Here is a 13,957-nt window from a genome sequence, read left to right as displayed (position 1 = left end):
ACGGCCACGACGTGTTCCGGTTGGTAAGATCGGTGCAATTAATGCAAACTGGGCATCGGTTAATTCATGGCGAGCCATACACACCTCCTGCCGGAGAGTCTACCATGGAATTATCAGACAGAGCCTAGTATCAATTTCAATAGCTGTTATTGGAACATGTTCACAACGATCAGTCCATTCGTGCCGATAAAGCCACTTAAGAAAGGCACCACCTAATTGTGAGTCATTAGGATTAACTTTGTCGTCATACTCGCCCATAATAAAATAACCATCATCAATCACAACAATACCTTGTTCCTTAATTATTTCCAGAAAATCAATACACGCTTCCATACAATCGAGTTCTCGATGGTTTGCCGCACCATTAGCTGTTAATAAAACATTCGTATCAATGATCCGTTTCATCGCCCAGCCTCGGCCTTTTTACGGCGAATTGTCTCCCGCGAGAGTGCAGCCAAATCAGCCATTTCATCACCAAAGAAATCTTTGGGCCAGTTGCGAATGTTGCCATACTGATCAACATCCAGTGGCACGGCATGCGATGTACCCGTATCATCCATATCGCAAAAATAGAGCGCTGTGTCGGTATTGCTCAAAACTTCTTCGGCAATTCGGCGTTGTAAGCGGTGCAGCAGGTGTTCGCTATGGCTTTCGAGCACAATTTGCACACCACGTTTAATTGTTTCAATCAAAATATCGGCCAAATTTGATTGAACTGCTGGGTGCAAGTGAATTTCAGGCTGCTCTAGAATAATCGTCGAGCCAGGTTTAGCCGAAGCACACAACACCAGCACAGGCAGAATTTGGGCAACCCCAAACCCAACATCGGTCAGTAATACCTCAGCTGCATTTGGTTTGATTTTCACCCGCACTTCATGCAAATCAACATTAGGAGCAATTTGATGTAAACGAAAATCAGCGATTAAGCCTAATTGCTTCAGCCAAATCGCTACTTTTTTAGCCAATCTTGCTTCTGGATCGCGCTTTTGATCGGCCAATAAGACCAAAACTGCATGCTCACCCCGATTGCCCAAACTGCGATTTTCACCAGTCCACTGATAAAAACGCTGGGGATCGTGGCGGATCGGGCCAAGATATTGTATATCTCGAAACTGCTCTTCAAAGATTTGTGGGAGTTCATAAATCGCAAATAGGTCAGGAATTTTATCTAAAAGCTCATAAGGGAAATGATAGAATTTAGATTTAGGAAGAACAATATCTTTAACTTCAGGTGTATTTCTATCAGATTCCATCAACCAAGATCGATATATATATTTATCATCATCGGTATTTTTCTCAAATGAGAAACTTCCTAATTCTCCATTAGGAAATCCAAAAGTATAAAGCAATTTATTCAGCATTATTGAGTTTTTATCAAAAATAAGAGATGATTTTATATTTATTTGATTTACTAATGATAGCTCAGATCCTAGTCTAACAAATAACATCATGATATGAAAAAAGTTATTATTTTTTTGAACAAAATCTAATCCCATTTGAAAGCTGAGTTCAGAATTTATATCATTATTGAAAATTACTTCTTCAAAACTGCCAAGCTCTGCATATGCACCATTTAATTCTAAAAATAGCTGACGGTCATTAGAATCAACCGTTTGCTTGAGCATCAAAAGGAAGCGCAAAATTGCGGTTTTACCAGAGCTATTGCTGCCAAAAAAGCCAGTTAACGGGGCAAAACGCAACTCGCCTGTGTCATTCCACGATTTGAAATGTTGAAAGCGCAAATTTGTAATCATCTGTTTAATCTCCCTATCGAGCCAATAAAATGATTGTACTTGCAAGCTTGGGGCTTGGCAACGCGCATGTTACTCAGGGCCAAATCGTGTACAATAGCGCTAGCTACAAACCAACATCAACCCAAAAACACACCTAAAACCCACCAAAATTTCAGCCGATTCAGCCGAGGAGTAACGATAATGACTGAACTTCCACTGCGACGATTGATTTTGTACAAGCATGGCGTTGGCTATTTCGAGCGGCGGGGTCAGTTTGAAGGCACGAAACTCGCGCTAGCCTTCAGTCGCGAAGCCATGGACGATGTGCTGAAAAGTTTGGTCGTGTTGGAAAAAGGCGAGGGCCATGTCAAGGGCATCGATTACGAACGGCCTGAATCATGGAGCAATCGGCGAATTGAGCTTGGCGCTGGCCGCCCGCTGCGCGATTTATTAACCGAATTGCGCGGACGCCGGATTCGGCTCGCCTTGCGCGATGAAGCCGCCGCCGAAGGCTTGATTGTCGGCATCGACGAGCCACCGCCAGAAGAGCCAATCTCGCAAGCCTTAGTCACAATTTACCGCAGCGATGTACGCCAAATTACCTTGCACCGTTTGAATGATATTCGTGGCGTGCAATTGCTTGATGCCGCCGCCGATGAGGTGCTCTGGTCGTTACGCGCCAACAGCGACAAGCAAGATTCGCGGACTGCGACGATTCAGCTCGACGAGGGCAAGCACGATTTGCTGGTAGCCTACCTTGCACCAGCGCCAAGTTGGCGGGTTTCATATCGGATTATTGTTGATAACATTGAAACCGAAGTGCCCGATGTGCTGCTGCAAGGTTGGGGCTTGTTCGATAATGTCCTCGACGAAGATCTCGAAGATGTGCGGATTTCGTTGGTTGCAGGCCGACCAGTTTCGTTCCGCTACCCGCTCTACGAGCCACAACAACCAGAACGGCCCTTGATTGAAGATACGATTCGGCCAGCAGCGCCGCCAGCCTATACCTTGGCCGCGCCTGCTCCTGCTGGTGCACCGCGACCAAAAATGATGCGTGCCATGGCCATGCGCGAGGAAGCATTTGGTGGCGATGAATTTGATGCCTTAAGTATCGATGAGATGGCCTCAATTGCCCCAGTTGCCGAAGGTGCATCGCAAGGTGCGTTGTTTCGCTACGATGTGCGAGAGCCAGTTAGCGTTGGGCGCGGGCGCTCGGCGTTAGTACCATTGCTCAATTTGCGCACCTCCTGTCGCCGTGAGTTGATCTATCGCGGGGCGGCTGGCGAGCAACACCCCATGGTGACGGTGCGCTTTGAAAATAGCAGCGGCCTAACCTTGGAGCGCGGCCCAATCACGATTATGGAAAGCCGCTCCTATGGTGGCGAAGCAGTGCTAAATTGGACTGCCGAAGGCGGCTTGGTGACGATTCGCTATGCCCAAGCCTTGGAAGTTTCAGTCAAAGAAAATCAAAGCTCAGCCCATCAAACACGGCGCTTGCGGCTTGGTCGCGATGTCTTGATTCACGAAGTTGAAGAATCGCTGACCACGATTTACACCGCCACCAACACTGCTGGCGAGGCCCGCGTAATCAAAATTGAGCATCCATTGCGCCACCCCTACGAGCTGTTTGATACCGTGCAGCCAGCAGAAACCACTAGTCAATTGGCCAGTTGGCTCTTGCCGATTCCGGCTCGTGGCGAGGCGGCCTTGCGAGTACGCGAACGGCGCTTAATCGAACGTCGCGAACATATTCGCTCGATCAATTTCGAACAATTACGCCGCTATTTGCACGATCGCATGCTCGATCAAAACACCGTTAGCGAATTGCGCGAAGTGCTGACCTTGTATGCGCGGCTCGACAGCATTGCCCAGCGCTTCAACGAAATTGAGGCCGCACGCCAAAAAATCTACAATCAACAAACCCAAATTCGCGGCAACCTCGATGTGCTCAAAAACGAAGGCGGCGAGGGCGAATTGCGCACCCGCTATATCACCACACTTGCAGAAACCGAAGACCAACTAAATGCGTTGCGCGAAGAAGAAACGACGCTGCGCAGCGAAGAAGCCGCCTGCCACGTCAAGCTCGAAGAACATCTCAGCCGCTTCCCTGGCTAAAATTCCCCTCATTCGCCAAGCCTCTCGCCTGCATTGAGTGGGCGAGAGGCTTCATGGTTAATCAACCAATTTCCCAAGCTGGCGCAAATGGTTTTTGACTGCCTCAGCAATCGCTGGATCGTCACTGACAATCGCAGCTGGCGAAGTTGCATTTGCTTGGGTCAAACGATATTTAAGCGTTGGATCAGCCCCATTTGCTGGCAGTTCGTGATACATCACAGCAGTTTCGGGCGCAATATATTTGCTGCTAATGCTTAGCTCGCGCTGATAGGCGCGAATAATCTGCCCGTTAAATATCACCAAGGTTGTGCCTTCGGACATAAAAAATGGAGTTTTCTGATTGGCTTCAGCCCATGGGTTTTGCACAATCAGCGTTTGTTGTGGCCAATTATATTCAACGATAGCAGTATCAGAAATCACATAGCTAGCTTGTGCAAGATCAGGATCACGCAACATATTCCATTCCTGATTGGCCGCAATCCGCTCAGCTCGCTGCTGGCTGAGCACCGTATTTTCAAAAAAATATAATTCATAGCCTGCAACCTGCTTCGTTGCCGGCGGAGTTTGATCTGCTTGCGTGCAGCCAAACAGTACGATCAGCGCCCAACAATAGCTCAACCAACGCATCACCACCCTCCGTTACTCAACCAACTTGCCAAGTTGACGCAAATGCTCTTTGACTGCCTCAGCAATTGCCGGATCAGCATTGGGAAACGAATGAGATGCAGCACTCCGAATCGTTGCGCTATTCGAGCGGAGTTGATAAACCGAAATCGCCTCTTGATTGCTATAAGATTCGATCGTATCCAGCAACAATGGATAATCAGCGGCCAGCGCGGTTGAGTTTGAACGAACACGGCCCATCACAATCCGTTGTTGATTAAAGACGATCACAAAAAAGCCTTCAATATCCATCTCCGCTGGACGATCCTTGGCACTCAGCCCGTGAGGATTGCGAATACGCAGTTGTTGTTGCGGCCAATCATAAGCAAGCAGATCAGTTTCAGTAATCACGATCGATGCTGCGGCTAAATCAATTGTTTGAAGTGCTGCTGTTGGATTATGATTTGGCCCCTCAAACTGATGAATTGCAGTCCGATCGAAGATATAGATCGCAAATTGCTGCGCTGTGGGTGGGGTTTGATCTGCTTGCGTACAGCCAAATAACACGATCAGCAGCCAACAATAGGTCAACCAACGCATCGCCACCCTCCGTTACTCAACCAACTTGCCAAGTTGACGCAAATGGTTTTTAACTGCCTCAACAACTGCCGGATCATCCGCTAAAAACTGCGATTGTGGCGGATACATAACCGCCGATTTCGGATGAAACGAATAGACCAACTTGCCTTGTAATTCAGGATTCTCCATCAGAATATAGTCATTTGATAAGGCCATCGCTGGATAGTCAAAGCGGCGCGGACTAATTGCTGAAACTACTTTGCCGCCAAACAAGCGCTGCCTGTTATAGACGACGACAAACGAACCTCCACCATTCCACATATAACTTGGCGCATCACGATCGGTTTGGCCCCATGGATTGGTAAAAGTAATCGTTTGGGTTTGCCAATGATAGCTCAGCAATAGCTCTTCGGTTACGGTGAATGCCGCCTGTTCTAAGGGCACCGCCTGCAAAATTTGCCACGCTGTATCAGCAGTCGGGCCAAGCCCTGGTACAGCATCTTGATCAAAAATATAGATCGCAAATCGCTGCGCTGTGGATGGCTTTTGATCTGCTTGCGTGCAGCCAAATAACACGATCAGCATCCAGCAATAGCTCAACCAACGCATTGCAAACCTCCGTTACTCAACCAACTTGCCCAACTGGCGCAAATGGTTTTTAACTGCCTCAGCAATTGTTGGATCAGGATTGAGAAATGGGTATGGCGCTTGATTTACCCCTAAGCTATTATTCCGCAAGGCATATTGAATTGGCTGATTTGGTTGATATGAATTAGCCAGAATTGATAAAACGGGATATGCATATGAGGTTGGGGAAAATTCCAGAATTCGTTTGCCAGCAATAATCGGTTGTTGATTAAACACAACCACAAAATAGGCATCGCTTAATAAGCGTTTTTGATCTGAATCACTTACGGTCGTTTTATCAATATTAATCTGTTGATTAGTCCAATCATAGGATAGAAGATTATTTTCATTAATTATGAATGAAGCATCAGATAATGCTATATTCAATAAATCCTGATGATGCATCTGACGAAGTTCTTTGGTTTCACTAAAAATGAATATCTGAAACATAGAATCCTCCTGAATAGTACTAGAGTTTTTAGATTGACAGCTAGCTATCGCCAATATTGAAATAATAATCAATGGGTAAAGGTATTTCATTGACAATACCCTTCTTCTTTACAGACATCCATATAAGTTTGCATTCGCTCTTGGGTGATTGCATCAGTTTGCGCTTGATTTTCTGGAGTAACCTCCCAATTCGGGGCATACCATGAAAAAACACGAATATCAATAGTAGCATTGGGAAAGTTCATACTTTGTTTCCATTCTTCAATTGTTACGGGATGATCAAATAGTGATGGATCGATGATTATAGGTTGTAGGTTTCCTTGTGAATCACGAACCATAATGCTTGGTGCGACATGATAATCCCATTCAACAAGTCCAAAACCAGCATATTGAAATTGCTGGTCGATACGTAATTCGTTCAATCCATCACCAAGAACGGTATCAAAGATAAAGATTTTTGAAATATGTTCTTGATTAAATGCATAGCGCTCCACCATCCTATTTCCCATAAGATAAGCTCGTGCATAACAACCATCATATGGAAACTGAAATGGGATGTCGGGTTCATTGGCCATATCCTCGAAAATCAAGGTGGCATCGGCATAACTGACCGATTCATCAGCATTGACTTGCACTCCGTTAGCCCGATCGTTGCGCCAAATCTCAATAGCTTTGAGTATAAAATCAATCAATTTTTGCAAGAATGGTAGTTTCAAAGGTGGTTCTGGCGGAGTTGGGGTTGGGGTTGCGCCACCACCTTCTTGAACAAACATCGCCCGATTACCACCTAAGGCAATTGGGCCAAAATCGTCGCGAAATAGGGCGGCGGCTTCAGCCTCAGCATCAGCCATGATTTGCCGAATGGCCTTGGTAGTTTCAACACTGCCTTGCAACGCATGTAACAAGCGCTGAAAAGCCGGATTAACCACATGCTCAAATTCTTGAAAACAGGCGTTGGCAGCACTGCCTTGCCATTGGCTGGATCGTAACGAGGCCATCGTCTGGCATACGCTGGCTTGAATGGTTTGGCTCTGCTCATGCAGTTTTTGGAAACGTTGGATAATCCTATCCACAATGGTATAGTCGATTTGTACAAAAGGAGCAGGCATACTTACAAAACTCTCAACGTTGAGGGAGCTTCGGGCAAGAACGCTGGGACAGTGAAAGGAAAACCCTCAATTCAACTCATGAGTGTGTATTCTAGCTGTTTGTCTCTAAAGCGCTATAGAACCATAACGATGAAATGCTGTATCCAATCGGGCTAGTCGAGAACAAGCCCTATGAATCGGTGTGGTCATAGCAATCGATTCAAGCCATTACAAACGAACGATCTAACGAGGAGGGAAACTCTGGCTAAACTGTAGGGGGGATTCGGAGTGTCGCCCTCAATTCTACTCAATCTGCTTGATTATAAGCGCATAGCTCGTTATTACAAGGGTGATTTTTGAGCATCCGAAGCTATGCTTGGTCGATTGACAGGTTTGCATAAGCTATGATAGAGTTGCAGCCACAAAGTTGATAGCAAACGTTGATGGGGATTAGTAGCGCAGCAATAGCCAACCAGCGATTCGAGGATGGTGCAAGCTCGAAATGGACTAGGCTACGCAAACCCACCCCAGAGTTACCGCCGAACCAAGTGTGCACGCCACACCCAAACAAGGTTGGTCGGGTTTGTCGCCGAGATCACGACACGTCAATTCACTGGTTGACGACCAAGGGGAGGCTCATCTGAGCTTCAACTAGGGTGGTACCGCGGTTTTTTAGCCGTCCCTAGATGCTGTTGCATCTGGGGACGGTTTTTTTTATTGCTCCAAGGAGGTCGGTTATGCGAATGAGTAGTGGTTTCGGGCGCACATTGCGCGAGGCTCCAAGCGAAGCTGAATTAACGGCCCATCAATTAATTTTGCGCGCTGGCTTGGCGCGGCAATTATTAGCTGGTGGCATGGCGCTGTTGCCACTCGGCATGCGGGTTTTTCGCCGCATCGAAGCGCTGATGCACGCTGAATTGGCAGCAATTGGCGCTGGCGAATTTCGCACGCCAGTCGTCCATGCCGCCAGTTTATGGCAACAAACCGGACGCTATGCTCAATATGGCGAGGCGATGTTGCGCTTCGAGAATCGGAATCAGCAAGCGTTGTTGTTTGCGCCAACTCATGAAGAAGCTGTGGCCGAACTGGCTCGCCGCGAGGTCGATTCATATCGTCAATTACCAAGCTTGCTTTATCAAATTCACACCAAATATCGCGACGAATTACGGGTGCGCGGCGGTTTGTTGCGGCTGCGCGAATTCACGATGCTCGATGCCTATTCGCTCGATGCAGATTGGGCTGGTTTAGATGCAGTCTATGATCGGGTTGCCTTGGCCTTTGAAACGATCTTCGAACGTTGCGGCGTGCGGTTCACCGCAGTTGAAGCCGATGGCGGCGAGATGGGCGGACGCGAACCACGCGAATATATGGCGTTTTCGAGCAGCGGCGAAGATACGCTGGCAGTTTGCCAAAGCTGCAATTACGCCGCCAATAGCGAAGTTGCGGTACGTGGACAATCTGCCGCCAATGATGATCTCGTGCCAGCCATGAGCGAAATTGCCACGCCAGCCTGCACCACAATTGCTGAGCTAGCGGCATTTTTGCAGGTTAGCGAAGCCCAAACTGCCAAAGCGGTCTTTTTCAACTCAGAAAAAGGCTTGATCTTCGTGGTCGTGCGCGGCGATCGCGAAGTCAACGAAATTAAATTGCGGGCGGCGGCAGGCGTTTCGGTATTGGAGCCAGCCACGCTTGAGCAAATTAGCGCCGTTGGCGCGGTCGCAGGCTATGCTTCGCCAGTTGGTCTAAGCAATGTCACCGTCATCGCCGATCATTCGGTCGTTGGGGTGGGCGGCTTGGTTGCGGGCGCAAATCGCAGCGGCTATCACTTGCAAAACGTAGTGTATGGCCGCGATTGGCAAGCAACAATTGTCGCCGATATTGCCAATGTTGAGGCTGGCGATGCCTGCCCACAATGTGGCGCAAGCTTAAGTTTGGAGCGCGGGATCGAAATTGGCCATATTTTCAAATTAGGCACACGCTACACCGAAGCGCTTGGCGCAACCTATCTTGATCCACAAGGTCAGGCTCAGCCAATCGTCATGGGTTCGTATGGAATTGGCCTCGAACGCTTGTTGCAGGTGATTATCGAGCAACATCACGACGAAAAAGGTATCGTTTGGCCAGCCTGCGTTGCGCCGTTTGATCTGCATTTGGTACAACTTGGGGCAAGCGCCACGGTCAGCGACGCTGCCAATCAGCTTTATCAACAATTGAATGCTGCTGGGGTGAGCGTGCTCTACGACGACCGCAACGAATCGGCGGGCGTGAAATTTAACGACGCAGATTTACTCGGCATGCCATGGCGGCTCACTGTTGGCGAACGCGGCCTCAAACAACAGGTGGTCGAGCTGCGCAACCGAGCGACGGGCGTGGTCGATACGATTGGGCTTGATGAGGTGGTAACGATGATAATGATGAAGGATGAAGGATGAGGGATGAAGTCAAAAGGCAGAAGGCAAACATCAAAAGCAGGATGAGGGATAAGGTTTCAGGGGCCAGTTTTAACGCAGAGGCGCAGAGAATCCATGGCTATGGGCTGGGGGCTTTTGGCTATCGGAACATCATTCGTGGAATTCGTGCAATTCGTGGCTAAAAATGTTCAGGGCTTTGGGCTAGCAAGAACCCAATCCTAAAAATCTGTGCTCATCTGTGGCCAAAAAACTTAACCTTCGTGGCCTTCGCGTTCTTCGCGGTTTTCGACTGCTTCGTTGGATCAATTTTTAACGCAGAGGCGCAGAGGAATAATGGCTAATTTGATGGAGGCTTTGGGCTATCGGAACATCATTCGTGGAATTCGTGCAATTCGTGGCTAAAAATGTTCAGGGCTTTGGGCTAGCAAGAACCCAATCCTAAAAATCTGTACCAATCTGTGGCTAAAAAATTAACCTTCATGTCCTTCGTGGATCAACATTAACCATTGGAGAATAACCGAATCATGTTAACCAACCTCAATATTGCAATTATTGGCACAGGCACAATGGGCGAGGCTGTTATCGGCGGCTTATTACAAGCAGAATTGGTACAACCAAGCCAAGTTTTAGCTGCCACGCCACGCCCTGAGCGGCGGCGCGAATTATCGCAACGCTGGGGCATTGCCACCACTGGGGATAACCGCGAGGCCGCTACATGGGGCAATGTGGTGATTTTGGGCATCAAGCCGCAAATGACCGAGCAAGTGCTGCCCCAACTCAATGGCGCATTTCAAAGCGATGATCTAATTGTCTCGGTTTTGGCGGGCGTAAAAATGCGCCAAATTGCCGAAGCCACCGGCCATAGCGCCATTGCCCGTTCGATGCCCAACACTCCAGCCCAAATTGCCGAGGGCATTACGGTTTGGACCGCCAGCAAAGGCCTTGATCAGGCTCGGCGTGGCTGGGCCAAAATTGTGCTAAGCGCAATTGGTGCAGAAGTTGAGGTCGAAGATGAGAAATTTATGGATATGGCCACAGCGCTATCTGGCACTGGGCCAGCTTACGTATTTATGGTGATGGAAGCCTTGATCGATGCAGGGGTGCATATGGGCTTTCCGCGTCGGATCGCCGCCCAACTGGTGGAGCAAACAGTGATCGGCGCGGTGCGCTACTCGGCACAATCGGGCAAGCACGTTGCCGAATTGCGTAATATGGTTACTTCGCCTGGTGGCACAACCGCCGCTGCGCTCTACGAGCTTGAAAAAGGTCGGTTGCGCACAGTCTTGGCCGATGGGGTTTGGGCGGCCTATCGGCGGGCGCGCGAGCTTGGCGGCGAGTAACCAGCGCAATTGCTTTTTTGGGCTGTCCATGTACCATTAAGCCTACATTCGTGCTGGATTAAGGTTGGTGGCCTATGCTGGAATTTCGTGATATTCGCGCCCTCGAAGGGCCAAATGGCTATGCCCATGCCCCGGTAGCTTTAGTTCGGCTTGTCGGAAATTTGCCTGAAATTCAGGCTTGGCTCGATCAGGTAGGCCATGCGCTGAGCAGCGCTGGCATCAAGGCTGCTGAGCCAAACATCCAACAACACCCAAGCCTTGGCGAATTTGCCATCACTTGGGCAACCACAACGCCCGAAAGTTTGGCGCTGCTGCTTGAACAGATTGCGGGCACTGCCGAGGCCGCCAGTACCGCCGAGATTCAGGCCATGCTTGCCAAAGAGCAAGTGCCAAGTACCTTGCAACCCTTGCGTGAACAACATTTGCCAGTGTGGCGCGCTGACGATCGCTGGCTAGTTGGCTATGGAGTGCATAGCCAAAACGCTGAGCAATTTGACCAAACTATCTATCAGACCTTGCCAATTATCGCCATTAGCGGGACTAACGGCAAAACTACTACCACCCGCTTAATCGATTTTACTCTGCGCACCGCTGGCTACCAGACCGGACGCACCGACACTGACGGCGTGTGGATCAATAATCAGGCAATTGAGCATGGCGATTGGACTGGCTTTGGTGGGGCGCAACTGGTGCTCAGCCAGCCAACGGTCGAGGTGGCGGTGCTCGAAACGGCGCGCGGTGGTTTATTGCGCCGTGGCATTGCTTTCAATCAATGCGATATTGCAGTCTTGACCAATGTTGCTGACGATCATTTGCCCGATCGCGGCTTGGCAACAGTCGCCGAAATGGCTCATTTCAAGGCTACGATTGTGCGGGCAGCCCAAAAAGCTGTCATTTTGAATGCTGATGATCAGGTTTTGATCGATGTTGTCGCTCCTCAAGCTCCTGCGCCGATTATTTGGTTTAGTTTGCAGGCCAACAACCCGTTGATTCTTCAAGCGCAGCAAGATCAACACAGCTGTTTGTTTCTCGAAGCAGATCAACTGATGCTGGCCAGCGCAGGCCAAATACAGCCATTAATTGCTGTGGCTGAATTGCCGCTAAGCTTCGGCGGGATGGCTCAGCACAATATTGCCAACGCTTTGGCAGCAGCAGCGGCCTTGCACGCATTTGGATTAAGCGCAGGCCAGATTGCGCTTGGCCTTGCTGGATTTCAACCAAATGCTGAGCACAACCCAGGCCGTTTGAATCAGTTTCAGCGTGATGGCATTACGTTGTTGATCGATTACGCGCATAACAGCGATGGCCTGCGCGTGCTTTTGGCCAGCGCCGAGCCATTGCGCGCAGTCGATGGTCAGATTGCCATGGTGTTTAGCGGCACCGGTGATCGCACCGACCAGCAAATTCAAGAGCAAATGACGATTATCGCTCAGCACGTCGATCGCTTGGTGCTCAAACGTGATCCTTGGTTTTTGCGTGGGCGCGAACCAGGCACTTTAGAACCAATGATGATCGCCGCTGCCAGCGCTGCGGGATTGGAATCCAGCGCCATCGCCGAGCTTGAGGGCGATGATAATGCCTTCGCCGAATTAACGAACCATGCCAAGTCTGGCGATGTACTGCTCTGGCTTGTCTATAAAGATCGGATGAGCAAAATTGCGATGGCCCAAGCATGGGAGCGTGCTGAATGAGTGAACCGCAGATCGAGCCAGCAGTTGATCAAGCTGAATATCTGTGGAACTCACCGCGCGAAGCCCAAGCACCCAAACGCCCGTTGGTCGAAATTGGCTGGGTGCTGATTGGCACCTTCGAAAAAATCGACGAGGGCGCAATTCGCACTGCCCGCGAGCAAACCCGCGATTATTTGCGCCAATGCTGGCCCGAATTTTCGTGGCGTTTGCCAATCGTCGTGCGCCCCGACCCCGACCCGGGCGATGTTTTGGCCGAACCAATTCGCTTAATCGATATGGCGGTGACTGAACGCTTGACCAAAGGCTGGGATTTTGCTGTCGCCTTCACTGCCACCGATTTGCATGCCTTGAGCAAGCAATACACCTTGGGCACACCAGCCAGCGGCCTCGATGCAGCCGCCATTTCAACGGCACGACTCGATCCAACCGCTCAGCGTTCGATGGTGCGCAAAGCTGAGCGCGAATTGGTGCTCAGTAAGCGGATTTGGGCCTTATTTTTACATTTGCTTGGCGATTTATTGGCCTTGCCACATAGCGACGAGCCAAGCAGCCCAATGAGCATCCCGCGCGTACCCGAAGATCTCGATGCGGTGCAGGATTTTAGCAGCGAGGAGCGCGAATGGATGCTCGAATCGCTGACTGAAGTTGCTGATTTGCGGGTGGAAGAAACTGGCCAATCATCGCGCAATCCCTTCTTTTTCACCTTGCGCGTGCTGGCCCGTTCAGGCCGCGAAATTCTTGCAGCAGTAGCGCGCAATCGGCCATGGATTTTGGTTTGGCACCTGACCAAATTCACTGGCGCTGCCTTATCAACCTTGCTCATTTTGCTCTTTACCGCCGAGGTCTGGGATGTTGGGGTTCGCTTGCCGTTCGATGAAGTTGCTGGTGCGTTGGCAATTACGATTGCCGCCACCACAACCTTCGTCGTCACCCGCCAACGCTTGCTCACTCGCCGCACCCGTTTTCGGCTAACTGAACAAGTTGTGGTAACTGATTTTGCCATTATTTTGACGATTTTAGGTGCCATGCTTTCAATGGTGTTGCTGCTAATCAGCGCGGCAATGCTGGTGATTTGGGTTGTGCCCAATGAGCTAGCCGAGCGCTGGACCGATTTTGCGACGCTTTCGCTTGAGCATAATCTGGCCTTAGCTGGCACCGTCACGATCATTGGCCTGATTGTGGGCGCCCTTGGGGCCAGCATCGAAGACCAAACCACCTTTCGCCATGTGGCCTTTATCGATGAGGAAACGTAATTAAAAGGATGAATTATGAATTATGAAGGATGAAAGCAAAAATCAAAAGTCAGAAATCAAAAACAAG

Annotated in this window: 12 protein-coding genes; 5 read left to right on the top strand and 7 right to left on the bottom strand. The window is 49.5% G+C overall.

Translation table 11 applies throughout. The features are described from left to right. Positions 1–99: 99 nt before the first annotated feature. Positions 100–405 carry a hypothetical protein gene (locus tag SE18_RS20505; RefSeq protein ID WP_054536338.1) on the bottom strand — a complete coding sequence of 102 codons (306 nt, stop codon included), beginning with the start codon at positions 403–405 and terminating at the stop codon, positions 100–102. Next, the gene (locus SE18_RS20500; protein ID WP_054536337.1) at positions 402–1,754 is read right to left on the bottom strand and encodes an AAA family ATPase; all 1,353 of its coding nucleotides are present in this window, start codon (positions 1,752–1,754) and stop codon (positions 402–404) included. Before SE18_RS20500 ends, SE18_RS20505 begins: the two co-directional genes overlap by 4 nt. 180 nt (positions 1,755–1,934) lie before the next feature. Between SE18_RS20500 and SE18_RS20495 the strand changes: the two genes are divergently transcribed. Next, the gene (locus SE18_RS20495; RefSeq protein WP_054536336.1) at positions 1,935–3,848 is read left to right on the top strand and encodes a hypothetical protein; all 1,914 of its coding nucleotides are present in this window, start codon (positions 1,935–1,937) and stop codon (positions 3,846–3,848) included. A 57-nt stretch (positions 3,849–3,905) separates the two neighbouring features. Here the strand turns inward: SE18_RS20495 and SE18_RS20490 are convergent, their stop codons facing one another. The 5 genes from SE18_RS20490 to SE18_RS20470 are packed head-to-tail and all read right to left on the bottom strand — an operon-like array spanning position 3,906 to position 7,216. Beyond that, a complete protein-coding gene (locus SE18_RS20490; RefSeq protein ID WP_054536335.1) occupies positions 3,906–4,475 on the bottom strand; it encodes a hypothetical protein in 570 nt (189 codons plus the stop codon). A 12-nt stretch (positions 4,476–4,487) separates the two neighbouring features. Continuing rightward, positions 4,488–5,051 carry a hypothetical protein gene (locus tag SE18_RS20485; RefSeq protein ID WP_054536334.1) on the bottom strand — a complete coding sequence of 188 codons (564 nt, stop codon included), beginning with the start codon at positions 5,049–5,051 and terminating at the stop codon, positions 4,488–4,490. Between the two features lie 12 nt (positions 5,052–5,063). After that, complete coding sequence (locus tag SE18_RS20480) at positions 5,064–5,639, bottom strand: hypothetical protein (protein WP_054536333.1); 576 nt, start codon at positions 5,637–5,639, stop codon at positions 5,064–5,066. Between the two features lie 12 nt (positions 5,640–5,651). Beyond that, the gene (locus SE18_RS20475) at positions 5,652–6,197 is read right to left on the bottom strand and encodes a hypothetical protein (RefSeq protein WP_160319533.1); all 546 of its coding nucleotides are present in this window, start codon (positions 6,195–6,197) and stop codon (positions 5,652–5,654) included. After that, positions 6,194–7,216: a WXG100 family type VII secretion target gene (locus SE18_RS20470; RefSeq protein ID WP_054536331.1), complete on the bottom strand. Its 1,023-nt coding sequence runs from the start codon at positions 7,214–7,216 to the stop codon at positions 6,194–6,196. Before SE18_RS20470 ends, SE18_RS20475 begins: the two co-directional genes overlap by 4 nt. A gap of 716 nt (positions 7,217–7,932) precedes the next feature. Between SE18_RS20470 and SE18_RS20465 the strand changes: the two genes are divergently transcribed. From SE18_RS20465 to SE18_RS20450, 4 genes are all read left to right on the top strand, one after another. After that, on the top strand, positions 7,933–9,627 hold the full coding sequence (locus SE18_RS20465) for a proline--tRNA ligase (RefSeq protein WP_160319532.1): 1,695 nt from the start codon (positions 7,933–7,935) through the stop codon (positions 9,625–9,627). A 503-nt stretch (positions 9,628–10,130) separates the two neighbouring features. Then, complete coding sequence (proC, locus tag SE18_RS20460) at positions 10,131–10,946, top strand: pyrroline-5-carboxylate reductase (protein WP_054536330.1); 816 nt, start codon at positions 10,131–10,133, stop codon at positions 10,944–10,946. Between the two features lie 74 nt (positions 10,947–11,020). Beyond that, complete coding sequence (locus tag SE18_RS20455; protein WP_054536329.1) at positions 11,021–12,637, top strand: Mur ligase family protein; 1,617 nt, start codon at positions 11,021–11,023, stop codon at positions 12,635–12,637. Beyond that, positions 12,634–13,890, top strand: coding sequence for a hypothetical protein (locus SE18_RS20450; RefSeq protein WP_054536328.1), 1,257 nt, complete (start codon positions 12,634–12,636; stop codon positions 13,888–13,890). The genes SE18_RS20455 and SE18_RS20450 overlap by 4 nt, the downstream gene beginning before the upstream one ends. Positions 13,891–13,957 lie beyond the last annotated feature (67 nt).

The organism is Herpetosiphon geysericola (genome assembly GCF_001306135.1).
Taxonomy (GTDB): domain Bacteria; phylum Chloroflexota; class Chloroflexia; order Chloroflexales; family Herpetosiphonaceae; genus Herpetosiphon; species Herpetosiphon geysericola.
The sequence above is the reverse complement of the archived record's forward strand: the minus strand, read 5'-3'. Positions and strand labels throughout refer to the sequence as shown.